Source organism: Maritimibacter sp., assembly GCF_016774595.1.
GTDB lineage: Bacteria > Pseudomonadota > Alphaproteobacteria > Rhodobacterales > Rhodobacteraceae > Maritimibacter > Maritimibacter alkaliphilus.
The window spans coordinates 879,139-904,763 of sequence record NZ_JACBWT010000002.1; the positions used below are offsets into that span (position 1 = coordinate 879,139).

The following is a 25,625-nucleotide window of genomic DNA, read 5'->3' on the forward strand; positions in this document are numbered from 1 at the left end:
GCGCGCGCAATCGCATCAGACCCCAAGGGCGCGTTCCTGCGCCTGCCAGTCGAGCGGGAGCGGCAGGCGCACCAGTTTGGTGAGGGTACAGTCCGGGGGCTGTGTGCCGTCGAGAATGGCGGTCTGGATCTTCGGAGAGAGGAAGGCAAGCTTGGCACGTGTGCGCAGGAAGGCCTCCGAGCATCCCTCGGCCCTCGCGATCTCCGCGAGGGACGTGCCAGCGGCAAGCGCGCGCGTCCATCCGTGGGCGCGGATCAACATGGCCTGCAAATGCCGATCTGGGTCCGATTGCGCCTCGCCCACCACGATCTTCGTCTCAACACCGCGCCGTCGGATCTGAAGCGGCGCGAAAAGAGTTGCGAGTTGATGCCGGTCCCATCCCGTACCACCTCTTCAAACTTTCGAGCCATACCTCGGGCTCTCACCCCAATGGCCGATGAACAGAAGTGCCGTGCGCGGCATCCTTCGTTCAGCATCAAAGGGATGCGGTAGCAACCAAACACTGGATCCGACGTGGCAATAGTCAGGGCAACTGCTCGGTAGACGACCGGGGGCCTGGACATGACCGGGCTGTTTCGGGCTGGCGGCGATGTTTGTGGGGATAGCGCTATGGAGCTGGCGACCTTTCGTCCGTTCGGCAGTCACACATCATGGGTCCGGTTTGATTTCGGAAGGAACGGAATATGCGGATCGAAACGAGAACGGCCCTGAGCAGGCTAAATGCGAGCTCTTTGCCCTTCGTGGGCATGGTGGCGACCTGCCTTGTCTTGACGTCGGGCGGTGCGATTGCGGAAGGCGGCTTGGGTGGCTTGGTCGGACACATAGGCAGTACACTTGGCGACAATGCTGTCGGTAACACCGTCGGGTCCGTCGGTAGCGCTGTAACGGGAGTTGGAGACGTTCTCGACGGCGGCACGTCGGACGGTAGCGGCGGTTTGGGCAACGGCCTCGGCGACGCGATCGGCGGTGGACTGGGCGCGGTCACAGGTGGCGCTGTCAATACCGTGGGCGCCGTCCTCAGCGGCTCAACCTCTGGAAACGGCGGCTCGAACGGAGGGTCCAATGGCGGCTCGAACGGCGGCTCGAACGGCGGGTCCAACGGCGGCTCGAACGGCGGGTCCAACGGCGGCTCGAACGGCGGGTCAACGGCGGCTCGAACGGCGGGTCCAACGGTGGCGCGAACGGCGGCTCGAACGGCGCTCGAACGGCGGGTCCAACGGTGGCGCGAACGGCGGCTCGAACGGCGGATCCAACGGAGGCTCGAACGGCGGGACGGGCGGCTTCACCAACAACGGCACGACCGGCACGAATTCAGGTGCGGTCCTCGGGGCGAATGCCCGGAACGGGACCGGAAACTTCGGCTCAAATTGCCAGCCCATGGGGGAAGGAACCTTCAACAGTTTCGCGGCCGTGGATGCTTCCCGGACTCGAATTGGCCAAATTCAGGGTGTTGTTTTACAAGGTGACACCATTGTCAGTGCTCGGTTCGTGACCGACCGTGGCGTGTTCGGAGTATCGCGCTGTATCACGATTTCTGGCGGGTCCATCACCCCTGTCGGTAGCAGCGTGGTCTTGCCGGTGTCGCGCACTCAGTTGTCTCAGAAACTCGGCGGCTAACCCGGTTAAGATGCCGCACTGGCCACTCGGACAACAAGCGATGGCGCGCCTAAGTGGGCGCGCCGTTTTCCGTTCTAAGGTTTCGGCTAAAATGAAGGGCCTGCTCGTTCCCGAAAGCTCAACTCGATGAAAGTTGTAGTGCTTTGGTTGGAAGGGTTTCAGCCGCCATACGAATGGCCCTGAATGGCACGAGTCGCCGATTGATTAGTTACGGCCCGCACTGTCTGCTGAACGCGTGACGACCGGTTCGATCAGGGCAAGAGGAGCGGGCGAGACGTCGGCGCATCCCTCCGCGCCGGACAGGACTGAACGGAATGGTCAAAGCCAGCGAAAGCGGCATATGCTACCACTCAACCCGGGCCATTCCTGACGGGCACCGTAGTTCCGATCCCGAGCCCTAAGGCTTGACCAATCAGCTGGGCCGGTCGTCACTCCTTCCTCCCGCAACCTCATGATCTTTCGGATAATGCGAAGGATTGGTCGAACGTGCCAAAGCCCCGAAATTGAACGTTTTCCACTTTGACTGCGTCCAATCGGTCAGGATTCCATGACCATCAGCGGGGTTTACAAGCTGTCCTCGATACGGTTTTTCTAAACCTCAATCAAGAATAGAAGAATTGCTAGGCCCCTCCAGAAGGGCGTCAATTATCGAGTTTTTCGTTGCCCAAGAAAGCCATACTGCGTGAATTTGTCGAGGAGCCAGGCCATGCGATCGACCCGTGATCAAGATAGAAGTCTTCGCGTTCGGTTCGTGGGAATCTCTGCGTTGACGCTACTTTTCGAAGTGGTCTCCGTCGTCTGGATTTACCGAAACGGAGGCTTCCTGACACCCGGTCAGGCCGCAACCGTAATGCTCGTTGGGTCCACCGCGACCACCTTATTGATCTATTTGCTCGTGCTTTCCCCCGAAAGAATCGATCGTCGCATCTCGGCCCCGGATATGCAGCGGGTTGCGCGCCCGGTCGATCAAGAGGAGGAGAAGGGCCAGATACTTTCATATCTGCAAGAGGATTGGGGACTGTCAAACGCGGAAACCGAAGTGACCTTGTTCGCAGTTAAAGGGTTCTCCAACAAAGAAATTTCCGAGCTTCGCGGGTCGAGCATCGCAACGGTTAAAAAGCAGCTTAGTAGCGTCTACCGTAAATCGGGGATGGAGAACCGGTTTCAGCTTATTGCCTATGTGAACGATGAAGCGATAACTGCTGGCTTGTCCGCTTCCCGCTCGGCCGGCGAATAGGACGCCTAGTATCGAAGGTTCAGACCTGTTCGGCGGAGTCGGGCTCCGTCGTAGGTGTGAGCGCTTCGATAAGATCTTCGACCGCCCATGTTGCCAGTTGCTGTCGGCTGTTCACTCCGGATTTTCGGAAGATAGCTGAAACCTGGGATTTCACCGTGGATTCCGTGGTGCCACGCAGAGATGCGATCTCCAGATTCGAAAATCCTTTGACGACGTAGAGCGCGATATCCTTCTCGGTCGGCGTAAGCTCCCATTCGTCGAATTGGCTCAATAGATGCTCGTGGAACTCGCCAGCGGCTGCATTCATTCGGCGCTCAGCCTCCATCATCCGTTTATGGCCTTCGCGAAACAACAGCATGCCGCTGATGACACCGAGGAGCATGCCGAGAGCGGCGAGCAGTTCGATCGTTTCGAGCACTGACCATGGCAGGAAATAGAGCGGGATACCCAAAAGGTCCGACAGGGTCTTGCCCAGGAACAGGACAGTGCAGAACACCTGAAAGATGACGATGGATTGAAGCGCGGCGACATGGTTTCTCCACGCCGACTTGGAGCCGGACTTCGGCTTGGGAACTGCCTTGACCTCTGCGGGCGCTGCGATCCGCCTGTATTCCATAAAATCATTCCCCGAATATGACGTCTCTCAAGACCATTCCAGTCGCCTGCGAAATGACGATCTCACGCCTGATATGCCCCTTGGTCGCCTGCACCATGATCCGATTGAGAAAGGTCCGGTCGACCCGCGTGACTCGGTAACCATCCGCGTCGAGCATGTTGATTGTCTGGATATAGGCGTTCCTCTGGTCGCCCTGTGCGGTCGACCAGGTTGTTTTGCCCGATTGTGCCTGCAGCGCAGACGGAGTCGAACATGCCATCAGACATGCAACAGCTAGGGCCCACGCCCACTTGCGTCTTGTTGGCTTCACTTTCACCACTCAACCCTCAAATGGGACACGGCCCCCACGGATCGGGGGGCGGATGGTCGCCATGTGTTTAGTCACCCTAGCAGGGTCGGTCGTACGACCCGGATACTCCTTTGGGTCCATAGGCGGCCTTTTCCGACGGAAGTCCGATGTGCCTTCAGGCAACAACGCCCGAAGCTTGAACTGCCACCCGAGAAGGGTGTGGTAGCAATCAGCGATGGAACACTGGGTGGGGGCGCTCGGAACCGTTCGCGAAAAAAACGAGCGGTCAATTCCGCCGGCACAGGCATGAAAGAGATTTGTATTGGATCATAAGTTCAAGGTGCGGAGAATGGTTTTTCCCAATGTCCGCCGCTCGCGGACACCGTCGATTGCCAGCCGGACCCCAACAGCCGTCGCTACCTTCGAGAAGGGATCCCTAAAATGACGAAACATAATAACTCGAACGAAAGACACCGGGGTGTCGGCTTGGGCAAGCGACTTGCGCTGACCACCATTTTGACGATGAGTCCGGTCTTGGTATGGGCCGAGGGTGGTTTGGGCGGACTTGTCGGTGATGTCGGCAGTGCCCTTGGCGACAATGTCGTCGGCAATACCGTAGGAGCCGTCGGCAGCGCCGTCACGGGTGTTGGCGATGTCCTCGATGGCGGTTCGACCGATGGCGGGCTCGGAAATGACATTGGCGCTGCCCTAGGAGGAAATGCGGTTGGCAATGTCGTCGGCGGGACCGTAAGCGGCGTTGGGACTGCACTTAGCGGCTCAAATGGATCTAATGGCGGATCTAATGGCGGCAACAATGGCGGTTCGAATGGTGGCAGCAATGGTGGATCAAATGGCGGATCGACCGGGGGCAGCAATGGTGGCGGCAGCACCGGCGGTTCGACGTCGGGTGGTGTGGCCAATTCCGGGCCCGGCGGTGTCCCGCTGAGAGACCCGGAAACCGGCCGGCTTTATGCGACCACCTGTCAACCGATGGGCACGACCACATTCAACAGCTTTGCCGCGGTTGACAGCTCGCGCACACCGGTGGGACAGATCCAAGGCGTCGAACTGCAGGGTGACCGGATCGTCAAAGCCCGCTTCTTGACGAGTAGTGCGATTTTCGGCGCCCGTCGCTGCATCACGATCTCGAGCGGCGAGATCGCAGCGCGGGGCAGCAGCATCGTCCTCCCGATATCGCAGGCCCAGCTGTTTGCGCAAATCGGCGGCTGACAATGATATCCATCGCCGGGCAACCGCCTTGCCCGGCCCCACCTGGGAGCACAGTTATTGGACTGCGCTCCACTTTTTTGCCAGGGGTACGGCCCATACACTCTCCCGATGACAAGATAGTACTTAGGATGGATACGTCTTTGGCCGACCAGCATGGTCCGTAGGGCTTCGGTTCTACACGCGGCGTATCCAACCCAATGCTGATTGTTTCGCTAACGTGAACAGCGAAGATGCGTTCAGGTGATGGCTGGATTGGTGGACCCCAATTCGGCCCGGGGGCCTCGAAACGCGATGTTCCCCAATCAATGAACGGCAAGGCTGCGCCGCATCCGAACCCCAGCACGCCTCAGGGCTCTGGCGATAGGTCGGAACAGCCAAAAGACATCGCCCCCCGGCGCCCCCGCGCCGAGACCTTCGGGCGGAGTTCGCTGCCAGCCATCACTCAGACGCTGCCGGGCACCACGCTCTGCGGAACGAGGCACAAGGAAGGGCCAAGAAGGATGAAGGATTTCAACGTTTCCCACTTCGAAGAACGTGGTCGCAGTCCCATTGCGCCAACTACCGACGTTCCGGGCGGCTGGATCGCCACGCTGTTGCGAGCAATCACAACCACATCGGCTGATGACGTCAATGGTGTGCGTCATGCTGGGGTCCCATCGCATATCGTCGAAGAACGCTGGGGCAAGCATCTCTCGCTTCACACGATCGAACGGCTTGAGAAGTCAGACGTCGTCGCCTGTGGCGCGTTCGACGACACTGAGCGCAGCCACATCGCCGATATCGGTGCCTATGGCCGCACGTTCCGCACGTTCGACACGCAACGTGACGTGGCGGCATACCTGAACCGGTCTTTTGCCTCCCGCCAACTCGTCATTTTTCAGGTCCGAGACTTGATGGGGGCGATCGACCGACTTGAGGAATTCCGGTGCCGGTTTCCTCAGGCTGCGGTTGTGCTCATCTGCCCCGAACTGGCGCGCAACGATTTCACCGGCGAAAGGCGCACGATCTGTGACGCCTCGCTGCGCAGAGCCGATGGACGTGCGAGCATCGCGATGGCCGTCACTGTGGCGCTCCAGAACCACAGCGAATACCTTGCGCGGGGCATTTATTGAATGCGTGGCCAGCCTTGCGCATGCGCCCTCTCTTCCGCGTGCCGGGCTAACAGGGGGGGCTGCCTTAACTGGCGGCTCCCCTAGCCTGAAAGACCTATCGTGGCCGGCGTATTGTGTGCAAAATGATATCTTGACCAGGACCCTTCGTTTGAGACATCACCTCCGCCTTTTGAAGGCGCGGGTGTGCATCTGCCTCTCGGCCATTGCCACCGCAACAACCATGCCGGTGCCGCTTACGGCGGGGGAAATGGTACTCTCGCAGTTCGTGTTTCGGGATATTGATCGTGATGGTGTTTACGAGTTGGGCGAGCCGCCGATCTCTGGCGTGCCCGTTCGTCTGACGCGGCCTGGCGCTGAGCCGGTGATCGTCGAGACAAATCTCGCTGGTTTCGCAAATTTCCTCATGTCCCCGGGTAGGGGCCATATTTCCGGCCCCGGCGAAATCAGCATAGAGGTGTTGTTGCCCACCGAATTGATGTATCCGGTTGACCCGATCCCATACTCGACGCAAATCCTAGCGCTACCAGCCGCCCCAGGCGGACTAGTAGCAGAGGAAACACCGCCCTTCGTCGGGCTGGCCCCACGCCTTGGTCTGTCGATTGCAGCCGATGCGAATGACGAGGTGACTTGCACTTCTCAAGAGGGCATCGAATGGCAGGCCATCGAGGCCAGTGATGGTCGACACTGCCCCGTTTCGCCTGGGAGGTGGACGGTCCGCTGGCGTAACCGGGCAGAAATCAAAAAAGTGCAAGTCGAGGTCGACCATTGGCCCCTACGAGTGCCAAAGCCCATCGAAGATGCTATCCCCTCTGGGGAGCCCCTCACGATCATCGATTTCGACGACCTGATTACGTCAAACACGCTCGTCGAAGTGCCGACTGGTGTCGCTGACATGCACTGGCAAAACTTCGTGGCGACTCACCGCATGTATTACGAGGGCGCAGGATACATCAACGGCACCACATCGGGAGAATTTGCCGCCTACACGTCGTCGGGACATACGGCCCGCATGTGGTCCGACAGTCCGTTTGATCTTGTGTCGGTAAACCTGACGATCGCCTGGCCTGCAGGTCTTGACGCACAAATCGTCGTCGAGGCATTTCGCAATGGCGTGCTCGTAAGTGAAGACCGCTTTCGTGGGTCACACATCTCACCGAAACGTTTCGCTCCCAATTGGTCGGGTATTACAGAACTCCGTATCTGGCATGAAAGCTACTGGCAGGTCGTGATCGATGATCTAACCTTAAAGTAATCCGCCGGCCGCACGGGCATGGAAGCATTGCTCTGAGTCACGGCAGCTTCCATTCTCGCGGCAAGAGCGTCAGTACGCCGCGCATCAGACCCCAAGGGCGCGTTCCTGCTCCTGCCAGTCGAGTGGGAGCGGCAGGCGCACCAGTTTGGTCAGGGTAAAGTCCGGTGGCTGCGTGCCGTCGAGAATGGCGGCCTGTATCTTCGGAGAGAGGAAGGCGAGCTTTGAGCGCGTGCGCAGGAAGGCCTCCGAACAACCCTCGGCCCGCGCGACCTCCGCGAGGGACGTGCCAGCGGCAAGCGCGCGCGTCCATCCGTGGGCGCGGATCAACATGGCCTGCAAATGCCGATCTGGGTCCGATTGCGCCTCGCCCACCACGATCTTCGTCTCAACACCGCGCCGTCGGATCTGAAGCGGCGCGGACAGAGTACCCAACGCCGGATCGAGATCATCGGCGGTAATGCCCAGCCTCGCTGACAGCGCCGTGAGGTCGAGGGTGATCCGGATCTCGCTGCGCGTCAGATAGCCGTGGTCGTCCAGGGCCGCCGCAACCTGACCACGGGTGCCTTCGAGACCCTGCTGCAAGCTGGCGATGGCTCTCCCGATCTCGTCGGCCATGGCGGAATCAGGCCGGGCAAGCAGCCGATGCTCCCTGCGTGCCCGTTCCAGGTGCGCGATCAGCAGGGCCAGGACGCGCGCCTCGAGCGCGGCGGCCGGCAGGCGCCAGCCGGTCGGGTCCGCGCCCCCCGAGACCAGGCGGTTGGAGACATAGTAGCGCAGACGACGACCGGCCTTGGTCGTGTGGGTCGGCGTAAGCCGGTCGCCGGTCTCGTCGCGCAGCTTGCCCGTGAGCCAGGCCGGCGACGGGGACGTGGTCTCATTGGTGTCCGAATGACCGCCTCGCGTGCGGGAGCGGCCGGAGCGTGTCTGCAATAGGGTTTGAACGCGCTCCCAGAGCGCGTCGTCGATGAGGGCGTCGTGCTGCCCGGGCCAGACCTTGTCCTTGTGCCGGATCCGGCCGCAGTAAAGCGGATTGCGCAAGATGTGATAGATCTGCCCGCGCGAAAGCGGCTTGCCGCCTGTGACCACGTCTTTGGTGCTCTTGCGTTCCTTGGACCGAAGACCTTCACGCCTCGCGGCGTCTTCGACCCGGCGCAGGCAACCGTGGTCGGAATAGAGTTCAAAGAGACGGCGGACCGTTCGGGATTCCTCGGGATTGACCCTGAGTACGCGCGTGGCACCGTCAGGAGGTCGATCATACCCAAGAGGCACGTTGCCCCCCATCCAGAGCCCCTTCTTTTTCGAGGCTGCTATCTTGTCGCGGATGCGCTCGGCCGTGACCTCGCGTTCGAACTGGGCAAAGGACAGGAGCACATTGAGGGTCAGCCGTCCCATCGACGACGATGTGTTGAAGGCCTGCGTCACGGACACGAAGGAGCAGCCGGCGGCCTCGAGCCGGTCGACCAGCCTCGCGAAATCTGCCAGCGACCGGGTCAGGCGGTCGATCTTGTAGACGACCACCATGTCGATCCGGCCGGCGTCGATCTCGCCCAAGAGCCGCTGCAGGGCAGGGCGCTCGAGTGTGCCCCCGGAGATCCCGCCGTCGTCGTAGCGGGCAGGCAGCCTCTTCCAGCCCTCGTGCCGCTGGCTGGCGATATAGGCCGCGCAGGCCTCGTGCTGGGCATCGAGCGAGTTGAAGTCCTGATCTAGCCCCTCGTCCGAGGACTTCCGGGTGTAGATGGCACAGCGGATCGTAGTCCTGGTCATGACCGGCCTTTCCCCGTGAGGCCGAAGAACCTCGGCCCGGACCAGTGTGCCCCGGTGATCTCCCGCGCGATGACCGAGAGCGACCGCCAGGTTTTGCCGTTCCAGAAAAAGCCCTCCTCGGTTACATCGACCACATGGGTGACGCCGTTCCATTCCCGCAAGAGCCGCCCACCGGGTTTGAGGCCGGGCGTGGTTGCCTTGCGCTTGGCCTCTCCCGAACGTGCGTTCAACCTGACCAGTACATGTTTTGGCAGGCCACCCATCTGTCGCGCCTGAACTTCGAAGGCGAGAAAACGGCGGAGGAAGTTCTGGCTCATCCCCTTGGGGACAGGGGATTGGAAAACCTCCGACCAGACCGCGACAAGCGCGGCCCGGTCCATGGTCTCCAGTTCCTCTACGCGGATCATTCGGTTGCCGCGGGCGACGCCGTGATCCGGTAGCGCGCCGCGCCCCCCTTGCCGTCGCTCGGGGTGGAGCGTTCAACGGTGTGGCCCGCCTTGCGAAAGCGGCTCAGCGCCGCCCGCGCCGAATGCGCCTGCCACCCGGTCGCCTTGCAGATCGCGTCCAGCGTCGCACCGTCCGCCCGCTCCAGCATAGCGCGGACCTTGTCCTTCTTCGTCTGTTTGGGTTTTGCCATGGTGTTCTCCTCTGGTTGCCGGGCCGGTCCAATGCCGCCCCCGGTACCGAGGCGCGCCCGGAGCGGCCGGGCGTGTGACCACTGACGCTCTGTTCGCGTGGGTAGTCCAGTGGGAAACGGGTGTTTAAGGAACTGATAGGTGGGCGGGAAGCGGTCATTCGCTGCGGCTTGAACCAATGTCGGCATTGTTGGGCCTCACACGCCGGGGGGACAACGCGCTCGGTCAGAACCTTCGCCAGATCGCGACCGTGTCGGCGCGTCGCCACCATCACGTTCATTTCTTTACGACCAATGCCGGATGTCTACCTCGCCAGTATCGTGTTATTTTGACGCTGGAACCACGAGGAGGAGCGCCGTTTTGCTGGAACATGCACTCGTTCTGGATTCTTTGGGGTCGCCGATCCGGCACCAGCAGAAGACGCATTCAGCTGATTGGGACGAAGTGGAGGACTTCTGCCGGTCGGTCTATATGCGATATCGGGTGCGGCCTTTGGATCGCTTGTCCCTGCCGGATGCGACCATGATTTCGGCGAAGGCGGGCTGTGTGACCATGACCCGGTTTGCCTACGGCACGGGTATCCACCTTGACCGGTTCGATCCTGACGCCGGAAACATCCTTGTTCTGAACACCTTGCGCGGGGCACTGGATCATCAAACCGATGGTGGTTCTATTGAAACCGGGGCCGGCGAAAGCTTTGTCGTAGATTGTTCCAGGGCTGAATACTGGCTTGAGGGTGATCCCGACCATATGCAGCTCAACCTCACGATCCCGCATCAGGCGATGGTTGATACGGCCGAGCGGTGGTTCGGTTTCGTGCCGGATGACCGCCTGTGGACGAGCCGCGTCAAAATTGGCGGCCCCAACTCGGCCTGGCCCGCGCTGCTCGATTATGCCACCCGTGCGTTGACGCGCGAGGGCGAAGTCTCATCCGACGCAGTGTTGGCGCGGCATATCGAAGAGATGCTTTGCGTCGAACTTCTGCGACAGTGGGCATCGGCGGCCGGGTTGAGCCTCGAAACGGGGGCCCGCTGTGCAGCTCCCGCGTACGTTCGCGCAGCCGAAGAGATCATGGAAGCCGAAGCGCGCGAGGCGCCTTCAATCGGCGATGTGGCCAAACGTGTCGGCGTTTCTGCGCGGACGCTGTCTGGTGGATTTCGGAAGTTCCGGGGCGTATCGCCCCGCGCTTTTCTCGTGGCGCGGCGGCTTGAGGGCTTTCGCCAAGATCTCGAAACGATGGCTGAAGATGTGACCATCACCGCGATCGCGTCCGACTGGGGCTTTTCGAACTTCGGTGCGCTGGCTGGACGGTATCGCGACCGGTTCGGAGAAACGCCGTCGCAGACTCGTGGTCGCTCGGCGAGACGCGTCCGCCGACACTGATTTGGCTTCCGAAATCAGACAGACCATGCCGGTCGCAGACAGCGCGCACGCCCGATGTCCCGCATTCTCCCCTGCACGTCTTCAAGGGAGGAACCAATGAAGGACATCAACACAAACGATCTGAAAGCCCGCTGTGACGCCGTTCTGAATGGGCTGGTCACCGGTCCGTCGCGTGTGCCCGGTGTTGTCGCGATGGCGACGGACCGCAATGGCGACATCTATTCCGGCGCGGCTGGAGAGCGGCGTCTGGACGGCGAGCCAATGACCGAGGACACGGTCTTCGCCATTTTCTCGACCACCAAGGCCATCGCGGGCACGACAGCCCTGCAATGTGTCGAGGAGGGTCTGTTGGACCTCGATGCTCCTGCGAAGAACTACGCCCCGGCCATCGGTGCGTTGAAGGTGATCGACGGGTTCGACGCGGACGGAACCCCCCGCCTGCGCGCCCCGAAAAGCGACGTCACGACCCGCCAGCTGATGCTGCACACGGCCGGTTTCGGGTATGACTTCTTCAACGAGACCTACAAACGCCTTGCAGAAGAGCAGGGCCAGCCCTCAGTCGTCACCGGAAGCCGTGCCTGCATCGAGACGCCGCTGCTGTTCGATCCGGGCACGAAGTGGGAATACGGCACAAACATCGACTGGGTCGGACAGGTCGTCGAAGGCATCCGTGGCAAACGCTTGGGCGAGGTCATGAAAGAGAGGATTTTCGACCAGCTCGGAATGCAGGATATCGCCTTTACCCGGACGCCTGACATGAAGGAGCGGACCGCGACCATCCACGCGCGGGGCGAGGATGGCGGGTTGACCCCGATGGACGATTTCGCACTACCCGATGATCCCGAAGTCCACATGGGGGGCCACGGGCTGTACGCGACCGTGCCGGAATACATGAAGTTCATCCGTATGTGGTTGAATGAAGGTGCCGGTCCGAACGGGCGGGTCCTGAAACCCGAAACCGTTGAATGGGCCGTGCAGGGCGCGCTTGTCCCGCCGCAGAAGGTTACCATGTTGCCCGGCGTCATCCCCTCGCTCTCGAATGATGCAGAGTTCTTTCCGGGCATGCCCAAGGACTGGTCCTACACCTTCATGGTTAACGCCGAAGAGGCCCCGACCGGGCGCCCAGCAGGAGCTATCGGCTGGGCCGGGCTGGCGAACAGCTACTACTGGATTGATCGGAAAAACGGGATCGGCGGCTATTGGGCAACGCAGATCTTGCCGTTCGCAGATGGGGTCTCCTTTCCAGGGTATATGGATTTCGAGAGCGCGGTCTACGCGGCCCTATCGGGGCAATAACAGCATTTTCCCGCTAGGCTGAAGGACGGGGCGCGTGCGCGCCCCGTCCGACTTGGCGGGTTTCGGGCCTTAGATAAGTTATGATTTCAAAGAAGCCATTGGCCGCGCTTCGTCACTATCATCAGACCAACTTTCCGGGGTTCAATATTCCCTTCGGGTCCACGCTCGCTTTCAGGTGCTGCATGAATTGATACGCCGCGCCGTGTTCCGCGTTCATGTATTTCCGCTTGCCCAGGCCGACCCCGTGTTCGCCCGTCACGGTGCCGCCGAGGGACAGCGCGATATCATTCACGCTGGCCGCAAGCGCTTTGGCCCGCTCTAGTTCGTCCGTGTCTGCCGGGTCGATCAGGATGTTCAGATGGAAATTCCCGTCGCCGACGTGTCCGACCAGCGGGGCCAAGAGACCCGCACTCTCGATCTCGACCTTCGTGCGTGTGATGCACTCTGCAAGCGCCGAGATCGGCACGCAGCAATCGGTGATCAGCCCTTTCGCGCCCGGCTTAAGCGCCCGACCTGCGTAATACGCCTCGTGCCGCGCCGCCCAGAGCGCATTGCGTTCCTCCATCTTCGTCGAAGACGCGAAAACGCTCGCCCCATGCTCCTCCGCCACTGCTTGGAACAGGTCCACCTGCTCGGCGACACCGGCTTGGCTGCCGTGGAATTCAAGGAAGAGGTGCGGCTTCTCCTGCAGGCCCAGCTCGGGCTTGAACAGGTTCATCCCCCGCATCTGCACGTCGTCCAGAAGCTCGATACGCGCCATCGGCAGGCCCATCTGAATCGCGAGGATCACGGTGTTCACGGCATCGTCGACGGTGTCGAACGCACAGGTCGCCGACAAGATCGTGTCGGGCTGGCCGTGCAGTTTGACGGTCAACTCGGTGATGATGCCAAGCGTGCCTTCCGCACCTATGAACAGATGGGTCAGATCATAGCCGGACGCGGATTTGCGCGCGCGGCTCCCGGTCCGGATCACCTCGCCGGTGGCAAGAACCACTACCATCGCAAGGACGTTTTCGCGCATCGTTCCGTACCGCACCGTATTGGTGCCGGACGCGCGGGTCGACGCCATGCCGCCCATCGACGCATCTGCGCCGGGGTCCACGGTGAACATCAGGCCGGTTCCGCGCAAAGCGTCGTTTAGTTGCGTCCGGCGCACGCCCGGCTGCACGACAGCGTCGAGGTCGTTTTCGTTGATCGCCAGAACGCGGTCCATTCGGCTCATGTCGAGGCTGATGCCGCCCGACGCAGGCACGACCTGACCTTCCAGCGATGTGCCGAAACCGTAGGGCACGATCGGGCAGTCGTGGGCCGCACAGATCTTTACGATCCGGGACACTTCCTCAGTGGTTTCGGGAAATGCCACGGCATCCGGACGGACCGGTGGGGTGTATGCTTCGTCATGCGCATGCTGATCGAGAATCGAGGGGCCGGTGGACAGACGGTCACCCAGAGCTGCGCGCAAGTCATCAAGCGCCGCGTCGATGTTCGTCGTGCGGGTCATATCGTTCATCGGTCGAAATCCTTACGTCTCGGGCGGCGGGGTTGCTGCCGGCGCGCCCATGTTCATCGCGATCTCGCGCCCACCGTAGCGCTCGATCATCGCGTCCTGATCGGCGAAGGCGAGGTCGTTCATGGCGCCCGGATCGCAGATCTTCTCAAGCTCCGCTTCCATCTGGGCGACGACCTCGGCATAGGCCGGATCCGTTCCCAGATCGGTCATTTCCTCGGGGTCGGCCTCCAGATCGAAAAGCTCCGGGGCGAACCCGTGATAGTGGATGAGCTTCCACCTGCCTTTGCGCACCATGTAGGCGGCCGAGACGGCGCCCACTGCGTGATATTCCGAGAAGATGACGCGCTCGGCGTCTTCCTCTGCGGCGGCGATGTCGTATAGACTTGCGCCGGGCCGGTCGCCCGGTAACGACGCGCCGAAGTGCTCGATGATTGTCTGGGACACGTCGAGCAGGCTGACGGGCGTCGCGCAGCGCGCGGCCTTGGCGCCCGGTTCGGACAGGATCATCGGCACGGCCACCGACTCTTCATACATGTTCGATTTGCCCCACAAGCCACGCGCACCGACGTTGTCGCCGTGATCAGAGGTGTAGATGACAGTCGTGTCGTCCATCTGGCCGCTCGCGTCGAGCGCATCCATCAGGTGCCCGATATTGTCGTCAAGGAAACTGCACAGCGCAAAGTAGCAGGCGACAGCGGTCAGGCGCTCTTCTTCGTCCTTGAACGCCTTGTCGCCGCGCAGCGCGTTGTTCTGCTTCGCGACCCAAGGGTGCTGAACATACCCGTCGTCGGGCCGGCTCTTGATGGGCGGCAGGCTGTCCAGCGGATACATGTCCAAATACTCCTGCGGCACGATCAGCGGGAAATGCGGCGCGACGAGGCCCACGTAAAGGCACCATGGCTGGCCATCTTTGCGGGCGGCCGCATCGGCAAGCCAGTCGCGTGTGCGGCTGACGACGGCCTGATCGTAGCGCGTGTAATTGCTTTCCCCGGCACCGATATAGGGGCCCAGCATACGCCCATCCTTATAGACCCGTTCGTCCTCGCGCCGGATGGAGCCCCACACCATGCCCACCCCGTTAACGACCTGCATCGGGATGTGTTCGACGTCGAACCCGGCGTTGTCAGCTTCGTCGCGGTAGTGAAGCTTGCCAATGGATTCGACCCGCACGCCCTTGTCCTGAAGCGCATGCCCCCAGCCCCGGGGATCGCCCGTGTACGGCATGGCATTGTCCCACAACCGGATGTCATGGACATACCGGCCAGTCGCAAAGGCCGCACGCGCGGGCACGCAGATCGGCGACGGCGTGTAGGCGTTCGTGAAGGTGATGCCGCGTTCTGCGAGCTTGTCGAAGTTCGGCGTCTTGACCAGCGGATGTCCGAGATAGGACATGGCGCGGGCCTGATGCTCGTCCGACATGATGACGAGAAGGTTCTTTGATCTGTTCATGCGCTTGGGTCTTCTTTGTCGAATTCGGTCAGCTCGGCAGCGGCGCTCAGCTTGGCGAGCGCGCTGACGATCATGTTTTGCTCGGCAGAGGACAGCGCCGCCATCAGCCGCCGGTTCCGGTCGTCGAGGATCGGGCCGAGTTGGTCCAATACCGCCCGGCCTTTTGGCGCGAGCTTGAGTTCCGATTGCCTCTTGTCGCTGGGGTGGGGTCCAACCTCGATCAGGCCTTGTTCGACGAGACTTCCGATCGTTTTCGAAAACTGGCTTTTGTCGAACCCGAGCGTCTTGCGCACGGCGGTGGAGCCGGAGGCGACCTGCATTCCGATAACGCGAATGATGCGCCATTGCGGCAGGGTCAGTCCGTCCTGGTTCGACAGCACGGCACGGGCCTGAGCGGCGAGTTTCATGTCGAGTTGGTGGATCTGATAGGCGAGCGGCAGGAATGTCTCGAACGGGTCGAGTGTATCGTCGGTGCTGTCGCGATCTCGTGGCATCTGGTCGTCCTCCCGTTCTTAGTCATTTTCCAATAAGGTGGACAAGTCAACCTTTTTCGTTGACTTGTCCACCTTATTGCGGCACGAATCTCCCATCCAAGGGAGGACCTCATGACCACTATTATTAAACCGCTCATCGCGGCTGCCGCTCTGTGCGCCGCACCCCTCGTCGCTCAGGCACAGGACTGGACACCGCCGGGCCCGATCACGATGTACATCGGCTTCGCTGCCGGTGGCGGGGCCGACACGCAGGCCCGTCTGATCGCTCAGGGTCTGGAAGAAAAATTCGGCTGGACCGTCATTCCGCAGCAAGCCCCCGGCAACTCCGGCCTGAACCTTGCAGCTGAACTCGCGAACGCACCGGCGGACGGCACCGCGATCGGGATGGTCGTTTCCGAAACGCTGACCTACTCCGCGCTTGCAGCCGGTGATCCCGCGCTGCAACTGGACAAGTTCACCCCGGTCGCGACAACCGCTCAGTTCCAGATGGGTCTGGTTGCGATGAGTGGCGGCACCTTCGACAGCTGGGACAAAGTCAAAGCCGCAGCCGAAGCAGGCACGCCGATCCGGTTCGCCACCGCTTCGGACCGTCAGGCCGACATGGCATGGCATCTAGGCCAGAAGGTCGGCATCGACTTTAACATCGTCGAGGTTCGTGGCGGTGCTGGCGTCATGGACGGCCTGCGCGGCGGTGACGTCGACATCGGCTGGGTTGCGGGCGCGCAGTCCAAATCCGTCACGCAGGGCGAGATGACCAACATCGCGCGCGGTATCAAGACGCCGCTGGCCGACACGCCCGATGCACCCGTCATCACCGACCTCGGCAGTGACTACCTGCTGGACGGCTACTTCATGTTCATCGCCCCAGGCGACATGGACCCTGCCGCTCGCGCAGCGATCGGCGATGCGATCCGGGCCGTGGCCGAAGACAGCTCGACCGACGCGAACGGCATGCTGACCAAAGCCTTCGGTGGCCCTGCGGTCGTCACGGGCGAAGATCTCGACATCTACATGCAGCATTCCGTCGAAGACGCCGCCAAGCTGATCGAAGCGGTGAACGGCTAACCGAGCCGCAATAGGAAAAGCCAGTGCGTCGCATCAATCAGAATATGGTCCTCGGGGCCCTGGTCGTCGCACTGGCGCTTTTTGCACTGGTCGTTTGGGTGCCGAACGACACCGTCTCCGGCTTCGTCCAGTCCAAGCGCGGACGCGTCACGATTGGCGACGCGATGGCCCCCGGCCTCGCATTCGGACTTATGCTCCTGTCCGGATTGATCCTGCTTCTGGAGGCCCGGAAAAAGGACATGGAGGGCGCGCTCGGCGCGCGCAACTTCGCCTTCCTGACGCTCGCCATACCGACCTGCATTGCCGCGTTCATCGTCATGGCCTGGGCCGGGCCGCTCGCCGTCGCGATCTTTAGCGGCGAGGGCGACACCTACCGGAACCTGCGCGACACGGCGCCTTGGAAATACCTCGGCTTCGTCCTTGGCGGCACCGGTCTTGTGATGACGCTGATTTCACTGGTCGAAAAGACGGTGACGCTGAAGGCCGTCCTGATCGGACTTCTGGCGACGCTCGTTCTCATCGGTGTCTTCGACCTAGCCTTCGACAACCTTCTTCTGCCCCCGAATGGTGATCAATGAGCGAGACGCTCCAATACATCGGCCTCGGGATCATGTCGGTCCTGAACGGACCCGAGTTGTTCTCGATCTTCGGGGTCGGCATTCCGATCGCGGTCGTCATGCTGATCGCCGGCCTTTTCACCGGGGTCGCCGTGGGGGCGACGCCCGGCCTTGCCGGACCGATGGCAATGGCGATCTCGCTCCCGCTCCTAATCTCGGCGTTCGGGTTCACGCCTGACGCGCTGCTGCCGGTCTTCGCCTTTCTAATCGGGATCATGAAAGGGGCAACGATTGGCGGCGCGGTCCCCGCGATCCTGTTCAATCTGCCCGGCACGCCGGACGCGATGATGACCACACTCGACGGGCATCCGATGGCGCGCAAGGGACAGCCAAAGCGGGCGCTGCGCATCGCTCAGATCTCCTCGGTATCAGGCGACACGTTCTCGGACCTCGTCCTCTTTATCTGCGCGCCGTTCCTCGCCGTCGTGGTCGAGCGCTATCTCGACCTCCCGGAGAAAACCGCACTGCTCATCTTGTCGATTTCGTTCATCGCAGCGGTCATGGGCGCGTCGGTCGGCAAGGGACTTTTGTCCGTTAGCCTCGGCCTCATCGTCGCGTTCATCGCTTCCGGCAACGATCTGTCGCCCCGCCTGACACTTGGCCTGCTTGCGCTGCGCGACGGGTTTTCCCTGATCTCGGCGGTCCTCGGCGTTCTGATCGTCGGGGAAATCCTGTCGACCCTCGAAGAGCTCTGGCGCAACAAGTTCGCTCTCAAGGTCACGGATGTCGGATCGGACGGCGCGGCAGACGGGCTTCAGCAGGGCGACATCCGCCGGATCGTCCCCTACATCGGCAGGGGCGCGGTCGTGGGCACAGTGATCGGCGCACTTCCGGGTGTCGGATCGACCCTCGCGGCCACCCTTTCATACACGCTGGCCGACCGGCGGCACCGTGCAAAGTCGCCGCCGGGTGGCGCGAAGTTCGGAACGGGTGCGCCAGAAGGGATCGCAGCGACCGAGGCCGCAAACTCGGCCGTTTCCGGCGCGAACCTCATCCCGGTGCTGTCTCTCGGCATTCCGGGCAACGCGGCGGCGGTGTTCCTGATCCTCGCAGCCGACAGCATCGGCGGCTTCAATCCTGGCCCGGCGGTGTTCACATTCACGCCGAACGAGATCAACCCCGAGCTTGTCACTGCGTTCGGCATCTTCACTCTGATGGCACTCGGCAACATTCTGAACTGGACCGTTGGCGGCTCGTTCATGCGCGCGTTGGGCGTGCTCGCCAAGGTCCCGGCACACTACCTGTTGCCCGTCGTCCTGCTGGTCGCACTCACGGCGATCTACGTTCAGGAAACCTCGATGTTCGCGATCTGGACGACGCTCGGCTTCGGCCTATTCGGTTACTTCATGCGAAAGATGCAGGTTCCAGTTCTGCCTTTCGTCATCGCCTTTATTCTTGCAGGACCGATCGAACGAAGTGCCCGCGAAGCGTTTTCGGCCTCCGGCGCCGACCCGTGGTTCCTGTTCAAAAGCCCGATATCGGTCGCGTTCCTTTTCTTGTCGCTCGCGGCTTTGGTTTTCCTGTCGCGCAGCAGCAAAAGGTCGAAGTAATTCAAGCGCGCGATGCGGAGTTGGTTTGCCGCTCCGCAATCAGTCTCACCAAGAGCAGACGTGCGTCTCGTCCGGCTAGAACGGCCTGTATGGGCCGAAGGCGATACCAGGCGGAAACCCGTGCGTAAACGTAGCCGTCAACACATGTGAGCACCCAACACTGCAATGTCGCCGTGAGACGGTCTGTGTTCTTCGATCTGACCAACCCGAACCGAGAACTTTTTCACCTGCTACGGCAACGTCAACCCGTCAAATTGCAATAGTAATTTGTTTTCTAATGGGTTTCTGGATCGAGGAATGGAATCGTCAAAAATCACTTTCCTCGTAGACATTTAATCTCAAATTGCATATGCATTTTGATGCGCACAACGGGAACATGATGTCCGATCAGACCAATCGGTTCGCCGATTTCAGGGGACTTTTCGACCTGAAAACCAGCGCTCAAGACGTCCGTCGTGGTGGGTCGCGACGCAAAACCGATACCAAGCTCAGGGAGGAGCGAATGTTCAATAAACTTGTAGCCAGCGTCCTAGCCGGTTCGATGCTGTTCGCCGCATCGTCCGCCACCGCCCAGTCGGACTGGAAATCGAGCCCAGAAGTGGAGGAGCTTTACGCAAAGGCCAAAGAGGAAGGCTCTGTGGTCATGTGGGGCACCAACGGGCGCGAAGTCGAGTGGATTCCGGCCGCCTTCGCCGCCGAGTTCCCGGGCATCGACGTGCAGGTCGTTGGCGACAATGACATCGTGACCAAGGCGATTGCGGAAGCACGTGCAGGGCGGCACGAGGTCGACGTTTTCTGGCATTCCATCACCGGCGTTCAGCCTTTGAACCAGCGCAGCCTCTTCAGTGCTGTGGACTGGTCTCTCTTCGGTGTCGATCCCGCAAACACGGCCTTCGACGAGGGTATGGGGTTCACCAACAACATCGTCTACGTGTTCGCCTACAACACGGAACTGGCAGACACCGAGAACCTGCCGACCAACTGGAAGGATTTGCTCGACCCCAAGTACAAGGGTCAGATGGCAGGGAGCCTTTTCCTTGCACCCCGTCTCGTTTCGGCCCTGTCGATCGAGTGGGGTCAGGAAGAAGCACTCGATTTTGCGCGTGGCCTGATGGAGCAGGACATGCTTCTGACGCGGGCGCCGCGTGACACGTTTCTCCAGTCCGGTGAGCGCATCTATGCAGCCATCGAAGTCGACACGCTTCCGAAGCTCTGGGCGGAAAGCGGTCTGCCGGTCGATTTCGTCGTTCCCGAACCTGCGGTCCTTGGACAGTTCGGCTCGGTTCTGATGAACGATGCGCCGCATCCGAACGCAGGGCTTCTGCTGGCGGGCTGGCTCGCGTCCGAAGAAGGCAAGGCGGCGCGCAAGGCCGCGATCTTCGAAGACGACCTACGCCCGAATGCCGATAACGAACTGGCGCAGATGATCTGGGCCGATGGCAAAGCGGTCGTGGACGATACGCCTGAGGTGATCGAGGCGCGGTCGGCCCTGTACAAAGAAGCTGGCGATATCCTGTCCGGTCAGGCCGACTAAACGCAGATGGCTGAGATTTCCATGACACAGAGTTCCGAACGGAACCGCGAGCGGCGCCCCAGGCGCCGCTCGGAACTTGGCCTCGCGGCGTGGATCATCATCATCGCCGGAACGGCGCTTGCGATCTACCTGATTGCCGTTCCCTTGCTGATGCTCCTCTTCACAGCATTCAGGGGCCCTTCCGATTTCCTGCCCTTCGAGCCCGGGGCGGGCTGGACACTGGGCAACCTGATCGACGTCTACACCTCGTCGGTGCTTTATACCCGGATCATCCCGGACACACTCATCTTCGCCGGCGGCTCGGTCACGCTGAGCTTCACGGTCGGGTTCACGCTTGCGTGGCTCATCGAGCGTACCGATCTGCCCGCGCGCGACACATGGTTCACGTTGATCCTGTTCCCCATGCTGGTGCCAAGCATCGTTCTGGCCATCGCGTGGATTTTTCTTATGGGTCCGCAAGCCGGATGGTTGAACGTCGCGCTAGAACAGGTGTTCGGTGTAAAGGGCGTGGTGAACGTGTTCTCCATGGGCGGCCTGATCCTGTGTCAGTCGCTTGCAACCATTCCGTTCACCTATCTTTTGCTTTCCTCGGCCCTGCGCACGATGAACCCCTCGCTGGAAGAGGCGAGCGGCGCATCAGGTGCCTCGTCCCTGACCACGTTCAGGAAGGTGACCGTGCCTGTGCTCCTGCCCGGTCTGCTCGCGCCGCTGATCCTCGTGACCCTCGTGACACTGGAGCAATACGAACTGCCCTCCGTCATCGGCGTGCCGGCCCAGATCAACGTGTTCAGCTACCGGATCTTGTACGAGCTCAATCCGGCCGACGGCTTGCCGAATTACGGCGGTGCGGCAGCGGTGGCGCTCCCGTTCCTGCTGATGGGTATTCTTCTGCTCGCGCTCTACAACCTGGCCGTCCGGCGCGCCGACAAGTTCGTGACGGTGACGGGCAAGGCATATCGCCAGCGGCGGCTGGAGCTTGGTCGCTGGAAAGTGCCGTCGATGCTGTTTCTCAGCGCCTATGTGCTGCTCGCCGGGATCCTGCCCGCGCTCGTCCTTGTCTGGACCGCGTTCTTCGGCTTCGCCCCTCCGTCACTCGCCTCGTTGTCATCTTTCTCGGCCGAGCCGTTTCAGAGGCTCTTTGCAAGCCGCGAGTTCTGGCTGGCGATCCGCAACACGTTCTTCGTGGCGGCTGCTTCCGCAGCGATCATCACCATGCTGGGTGGTCTCGTCGCGTGGGTCGTCATGCGGTTGAAGTTTCCAGGGCGCACGCTCCTCGACTTCTTCTCGTTCATGTCTATCGGCATTCCGTCGGTCATCGCAGGTTTGGCGATCATGCTGCTCTACCTGACGCTGCCTGTGGGGATCTATGGGACCGTATGGATCCTCGTGATCGCCTATAGCTACCGCCTTGCCATCTCCACTCGGCTGGCAAAGGCGGGGCTCTTGCAGATGCACAAGGAACTGGAAGAGGCCTCGTCCGCGTCCGGAGCGACCTGGATCAGCACACAATGGCGCGTAGTTCTTCCCCTGATGCGGCCGGCACTGTTTTCCAGCTTCGTTCTGCTCTTCATCGTGGGGGTGCGCGAGTTCACACTGCCGCTTATCCTGCACAGCCCGGACAATGTGGTTCTGTCCGTGCTCCTGTGGCGGCTGTACCAGAACGGCGACACCATCGGGGCGGCGGCCCTTGGATCGCTCATCGTACTGCTCGTCATTCCCATCGTCATATTGGCGCGCCGCGCGCTGTCACGTTCGTCCTGAGGTCAAACCATGTTGAAAGTCACGAAACTCACCAAGTCCTATGGCGCGGTTCAGGTCATCCACGGGATCGACTTCACGGTTCCCGAGGGCGAATGCTACGCGCTACTCGGCCCGTCTGGTTGCGGCAAGACAACGACACTGCGCTGCGTTGCAGGTCTCGAAACCGCCTCTAGTGGGCGGATCGAAATTTCAGGCCAGGTGGTGTCCGATAGCGAACGGGGCATATTCGTGCCGGTTCATGAGCGGCCCATCGGGATGGTGTTCCAATCCTACGCGATCTGGCCGCACCTCAATGTATTCGAGAATGTGGCCTACCCACTCCGGGTCCAGCGTCCGCGCGTCGCCAAGTCCGAGATCAGGGAACGGGTGAATTCCGTGCTGAACACGGTCGGCATGTTGAAGATGGCGGACCGGTCAGCGACCCAGCTTTCAGGTGGCCAACAGCAGCGCGTGGCGCTGGCCCGGGCTCTTGTGCGCGAGCCAAAGCTCTTGCTTCTCGACGAACCTCTTTCGAACCTCGACGCACAGCTTCGCATCACGATGCGGAACGAACTGGCGGACATGATCCAGCGGGTCGGCGTCACCGCGTTGTTCGTTACCCACGATCAGGCCGAGGCCTTCGTGCTTGCGGATCGAATGGCCGTGATGAACGGGGGCTTCATCGCGCAAGAAGGAAGCCCGCGCGAGATTTACCGCATACCGGAGGACCCTTTCATCGCGGAATTCCTCGGGTCGGCCAACATCCTGCGCGGTAGGGTGGGGGAACTCGCACCCGGCGGTCGCGCTGCGCTTCACATACACGGCGGCCCCGACCTTACGCTTGCCTATGAAACGCCCGTGACGGCGGGAAGCGAGGTCGATCTGGTTCTGCGGCCCGAGCGCCTGCTCTTGTCCGCAGAGAAGCCCGAGATCGACGCCAACGTATTCGAGGGCCGCATTCGGAAGCTGAGTTTTCAGGGCAACGTCACCGAGTGCGAGATCGACATTGAGGGCGGCCTGACCCTGCGTGCTGTCTCGGCGCTTGACGACGATCTGGTCGAAGGGATGCCAGTCTGGGTGCGTGCGCCGCACGCGACGGTCATTCCAGCGAAACAGGCGGCTTGAAATCCACACATTGAAAAGGCGCTGCAACCCGACCGGTTGCAGCGCCTGTTTTGTTTTGGGCCCGCCGCATCAAGCGGTGGGCGTTTTCGCTTATGCGTTGGGCGCGTCCTCGATCCAATTGCCCGCCGGGCTGTCGATCCATTCTTCGCCGGGCACGAAGGCCACACCAACCGGGTCGCCGCCTTCTTGCACGATCTTCACCTGCCGCAGCATGAATCGGCGGAGCATGACGATGGCCTGGTCCGTCGTCCCGAGGTGCTCATGGTTGTGCCAGGTAATGTCGCCCTGTGCCTTCTGCGCTTCATAGTCACCCGGGAACATCTGATGCTCCTCCTCGGTCAGGTCCTCCCACAGCTTGCCGTTTTGGCGCGAGCGGATGCCTGACAATTCACCCTCTTTCGTGACGCGGCCGACCGTATAGATCCGGAAATGGGTGTCGTCGATCGGCAGGACAAAGCCGATGGATTGGCAGCGACCCGGTGTCAGCAACGGAGAAGGCACGACACGTAGCGTCGGGATCTGAACCTCCGTGATCCGGCGCAGGCGCTTGCCGTCGCCAAGGTCACGGTAGGACGTCGTGCGCACGCCAAGCGGTTCGTTCGTGAAATCGCACTCCGGCATGGTCGCCATTTCCGGCACGAACTGCGTTCCCGAGAAGGTCGAGTGCAAGACCACCACATGGAACGGGTCCATCACGTTTTCCCAATGCTGGAACCAGTTGAAGTCGGCGATAACAGGGCCGCCGCTTCCGATGGAAATGTCATTGGCCTCGAGGAATTCGCCATCCTCGAACTCCTCAAGCAGTTTGTATCGGGGCAGCAGCGGCTTTTTGTCGGCCGGTCCCATGTAGGCCCAGATGAGGCCATACCGTTCCTCGACCGGATACCACGGCTGGCGAACCTTCTCGCGCTGCCCTTCGCCCATCTTCGGCTCGCAGGGTTGTTCCAGACAGTTGCCTTCGGCGTCGAAAAGCCAGCCGTGATAGCAGCAGCGGATGCCACGGTCTTCGACCTTCCCGTAGTAAAGCGACGTGCCCCTGTGCGCGCAGCGTGGGTGAACGACGCCGACGGTTCCCGAGCCATCGCGGAACAGGATCAGATCTTCGCCCAGAGCGCGGATTTTTCTTGGTGTCGCGGTGGCATCCGCCGCCAACCCGACCGGGTGCCAGTAGCGGCGCAGGAGTTCGCCCATAGGCGTGCCGCGCCCGACGTCCGTCAGGTTCGTGTTTGGTTGGGGCGCTTTCAGATTATACGCCGTGTCAACGATGGGCATCGACCCTTCCATGTCTTGTCCTCCACTTGTTCAAGCAATTCTGACGCGCGTTGCGTTGCGTGCAGATTAGCCCGCTCAACTAGCAAATTGCAACTGCAATTAAAGGCGCGCAGATGAGCCTGCGCGGGAAGGTGGAATTTTTATTCTGCCGGGTTTTCTGCTGTGTTTTCGATCAAGTGGTCGATGTGCGTGCCATCATCGACCCGCTTGCGCACGATGGCCAAGAGTCGAAACAATGTGTCACGATCCTCGTCAGTCAGATCACTCAGGAGCCATTCGTTTCGACGCTGGGAAATGGGGGAAATGCGATGATAAATTCGCCAGCCTTCGTCGGTAACCGTGGCCGGGCCGAAATAGCGTTTGTCGCTGCCGCCAGACCATTCGACCAACCCTTTTGCGCCCAATGAACGCAATCCGCGACTGGCCTGAGGCGGGCTGATGTTGCAGGCGCTGGCGATTTCCTTTCCGGTTTTCGGCCCCCGCGTGCAAAGTGTCAGCAGGCAACGCCATTCGAGCATGTTCAGCCCGGCGACCTTGTGAAGGATCTTGTTGGTCTGGTGTTCGACCGCATCGTTCAGCCATGAAAGACGGACCGAAAGCATCTCGGCCATGACGACGTCGCCTTCGTCCCGACGCGGCGGAATTGCCAGTTCGTCCGGACGTAACTCGCGCACGGCCTGAAGGTCCGACATAGCTCTCAAATCCCTTGTTTCACTCGCAATTTACGTCTAGCACGCCCGGCCAAGGCCAACAAGCTTCGCTACGCGGCATTAATTACCCTTGCAAATTGCATATGCAATTTGTAGGACGAGAGGTGCGAAACAGGCCCTCGAGCCGC

Annotated in this window: 23 protein-coding genes; 12 read left to right on the plus strand and 11 right to left on the minus strand. The window is 61.2% G+C overall.

All coding sequences use genetic code 11. From position 1 onward, the window contains the following. Window positions 1-15 precede the first annotated feature (15 nt). Window positions 16-261, minus strand: a complete 246-nt coding sequence (locus HOY44_RS15555) for a hypothetical protein (protein ID WP_287435863.1) — start codon at window positions 259-261, stop codon at window positions 16-18. Window positions 262-2,383: 2,122 nt separating this feature from the next. Here HOY44_RS15555 and HOY44_RS15560 point away from each other — a divergent pair. Further along, entirely contained in the window at window positions 2,384-2,854 is a 471-nt protein-coding gene (locus HOY44_RS15560) for a helix-turn-helix transcriptional regulator (protein WP_171042989.1), read from the plus strand. A gap of 19 nt (window positions 2,855-2,873) precedes the next feature. Here the strand turns inward: HOY44_RS15560 and HOY44_RS15565 are convergent, their stop codons facing one another. Continuing rightward, window positions 2,874-3,470 (minus strand): response regulator transcription factor, encoded by a 597-nt coding sequence (locus HOY44_RS15565; RefSeq protein WP_138423423.1) that lies wholly within the window; start codon window positions 3,468-3,470, stop codon window positions 2,874-2,876. 4 nt (window positions 3,471-3,474) lie between these two features. After that, the gene (locus HOY44_RS15570; protein WP_138423422.1) at window positions 3,475-3,789 is read right to left on the minus strand and encodes a hypothetical protein; all 315 of its coding nucleotides are present in this window, start codon (window positions 3,787-3,789) and stop codon (window positions 3,475-3,477) included. Window positions 3,790-4,200: 411 nt separating this feature from the next. On the opposite strand from HOY44_RS15570, the gene HOY44_RS15575 reads away from it, so the two are divergent. The 3 genes from HOY44_RS15575 (at window position 4,201) to HOY44_RS15585 (ending at window position 7,353) form a co-directional block, all read left to right on the plus strand. Further along, a complete protein-coding gene (locus HOY44_RS15575) occupies window positions 4,201-4,989 on the plus strand; it encodes a hypothetical protein (protein WP_138423421.1) in 789 nt (262 codons plus the stop codon). A gap of 500 nt (window positions 4,990-5,489) precedes the next feature. Next, complete coding sequence (locus HOY44_RS15580) at window positions 5,490-6,101, plus strand: hypothetical protein (protein ID WP_287435867.1); 612 nt, start codon at window positions 5,490-5,492, stop codon at window positions 6,099-6,101. Window positions 6,102-6,249: 148 nt separating this feature from the next. Beyond that, the gene (locus HOY44_RS15585; RefSeq protein WP_154653305.1) at window positions 6,250-7,353 is read left to right on the plus strand and encodes a hypothetical protein; all 1,104 of its coding nucleotides are present in this window, start codon (window positions 6,250-6,252) and stop codon (window positions 7,351-7,353) included. Between the two features lie 84 nt (window positions 7,354-7,437). On the opposite strand, the gene HOY44_RS15590 is transcribed toward HOY44_RS15585, so the two are convergent. The 3 genes from HOY44_RS15590 to HOY44_RS15600 are packed head-to-tail and all read right to left on the minus strand — an operon-like array spanning window position 7,438 to window position 9,754. After that, window positions 7,438-9,117 (minus strand): recombinase family protein, encoded by a 1,680-nt coding sequence (locus HOY44_RS15590; protein ID WP_287435870.1) that lies wholly within the window; start codon window positions 9,115-9,117, stop codon window positions 7,438-7,440. Further along, window positions 9,114-9,524: a DUF2924 domain-containing protein gene (locus tag HOY44_RS15595; protein WP_287435872.1), complete on the minus strand. Its 411-nt coding sequence runs from the start codon at window positions 9,522-9,524 to the stop codon at window positions 9,114-9,116. Before HOY44_RS15595 ends, HOY44_RS15590 begins: the two co-directional genes overlap by 4 nt. Beyond that, on the minus strand, window positions 9,521-9,754 hold the full coding sequence (locus HOY44_RS15600; protein WP_287435874.1) for a DUF3489 domain-containing protein: 234 nt from the start codon (window positions 9,752-9,754) through the stop codon (window positions 9,521-9,523). Before HOY44_RS15600 ends, HOY44_RS15595 begins: the two co-directional genes overlap by 4 nt. 358 nt (window positions 9,755-10,112) lie before the next feature. Between HOY44_RS15600 and HOY44_RS15605 the strand changes: the two genes are divergently transcribed. Both HOY44_RS15605 and acmB read left to right on the plus strand, forming a co-directional pair. Next, window positions 10,113-11,135, plus strand: a complete 1,023-nt coding sequence (locus tag HOY44_RS15605) for an AraC family transcriptional regulator (RefSeq protein ID WP_287435876.1) — start codon at window positions 10,113-10,115, stop codon at window positions 11,133-11,135. Between the two features lie 96 nt (window positions 11,136-11,231). Then, entirely contained in the window at window positions 11,232-12,431 is a 1,200-nt protein-coding gene (acmB, locus tag HOY44_RS15610) for a methyl acetate hydrolase AcmB (protein ID WP_287435879.1), read from the plus strand. Between the two features lie 121 nt (window positions 12,432-12,552). On the opposite strand, the gene HOY44_RS15615 is transcribed toward acmB, so the two are convergent. Genes HOY44_RS15615 through HOY44_RS15625 form a run of 3 tightly spaced genes read right to left on the minus strand, consistent with a single transcriptional unit; the run spans window position 12,553 to window position 15,884 of the window. After that, window positions 12,553-13,941 carry an FAD-binding oxidoreductase gene (locus HOY44_RS15615; RefSeq protein WP_287435881.1) on the minus strand — a complete coding sequence of 463 codons (1,389 nt, stop codon included), beginning with the start codon at window positions 13,939-13,941 and terminating at the stop codon, window positions 12,553-12,555. Window positions 13,942-13,953: 12 nt separating this feature from the next. Then, the gene (locus HOY44_RS15620; RefSeq protein ID WP_287435883.1) at window positions 13,954-15,390 is read right to left on the minus strand and encodes a sulfatase family protein; all 1,437 of its coding nucleotides are present in this window, start codon (window positions 15,388-15,390) and stop codon (window positions 13,954-13,956) included. Next, on the minus strand, window positions 15,387-15,884 hold the full coding sequence (locus HOY44_RS15625) for a MarR family winged helix-turn-helix transcriptional regulator (RefSeq protein ID WP_287435885.1): 498 nt from the start codon (window positions 15,882-15,884) through the stop codon (window positions 15,387-15,389). Before HOY44_RS15625 ends, HOY44_RS15620 begins: the two co-directional genes overlap by 4 nt. A 111-nt stretch (window positions 15,885-15,995) precedes the next feature. Between HOY44_RS15625 and HOY44_RS15630 the strand changes: the two genes are divergently transcribed. The 6 genes from HOY44_RS15630 (at window position 15,996) to HOY44_RS15655 (ending at window position 23,515) form a co-directional block, all read left to right on the plus strand. Further along, complete coding sequence (locus HOY44_RS15630) at window positions 15,996-16,949, plus strand: tripartite tricarboxylate transporter substrate-binding protein (protein ID WP_287435887.1); 954 nt, start codon at window positions 15,996-15,998, stop codon at window positions 16,947-16,949. Between the two features lie 23 nt (window positions 16,950-16,972). Continuing rightward, entirely contained in the window at window positions 16,973-17,527 is a 555-nt protein-coding gene (locus tag HOY44_RS15635) for a hypothetical protein (protein WP_287435889.1), read from the plus strand. Continuing rightward, complete coding sequence (locus tag HOY44_RS15640) at window positions 17,524-19,116, plus strand: tripartite tricarboxylate transporter permease (RefSeq protein WP_287435891.1); 1,593 nt, start codon at window positions 17,524-17,526, stop codon at window positions 19,114-19,116. The genes HOY44_RS15635 and HOY44_RS15640 overlap by 4 nt, the downstream gene beginning before the upstream one ends. 502 nt (window positions 19,117-19,618) lie before the next feature. Continuing rightward, window positions 19,619-20,650 (plus strand): ABC transporter substrate-binding protein, encoded by a 1,032-nt coding sequence (locus tag HOY44_RS15645; RefSeq protein WP_287435893.1) that lies wholly within the window; start codon window positions 19,619-19,621, stop codon window positions 20,648-20,650. A 21-nt stretch (window positions 20,651-20,671) separates the two neighbouring features. After that, complete coding sequence (locus tag HOY44_RS15650) at window positions 20,672-22,411, plus strand: ABC transporter permease (protein ID WP_040885937.1); 1,740 nt, start codon at window positions 20,672-20,674, stop codon at window positions 22,409-22,411. A 9-nt stretch (window positions 22,412-22,420) separates the two neighbouring features. After that, window positions 22,421-23,515 carry an ABC transporter ATP-binding protein gene (locus HOY44_RS15655; RefSeq protein ID WP_287435896.1) on the plus strand — a complete coding sequence of 365 codons (1,095 nt, stop codon included), beginning with the start codon at window positions 22,421-22,423 and terminating at the stop codon, window positions 23,513-23,515. 90 nt (window positions 23,516-23,605) lie between these two features. Here the strand turns inward: HOY44_RS15655 and HOY44_RS15660 are convergent, their stop codons facing one another. Both HOY44_RS15660 and HOY44_RS15665 read right to left on the minus strand, forming a co-directional pair. Beyond that, on the minus strand, window positions 23,606-24,787 hold the full coding sequence (locus HOY44_RS15660; protein WP_287435898.1) for a Rieske 2Fe-2S domain-containing protein: 1,182 nt from the start codon (window positions 24,785-24,787) through the stop codon (window positions 23,606-23,608). 140 nt (window positions 24,788-24,927) lie between these two features. After that, window positions 24,928-25,479: a MarR family winged helix-turn-helix transcriptional regulator gene (locus HOY44_RS15665; RefSeq protein ID WP_287435900.1), complete on the minus strand. Its 552-nt coding sequence runs from the start codon at window positions 25,477-25,479 to the stop codon at window positions 24,928-24,930. Window positions 25,480-25,625: the final 146 nt, after the last annotated feature.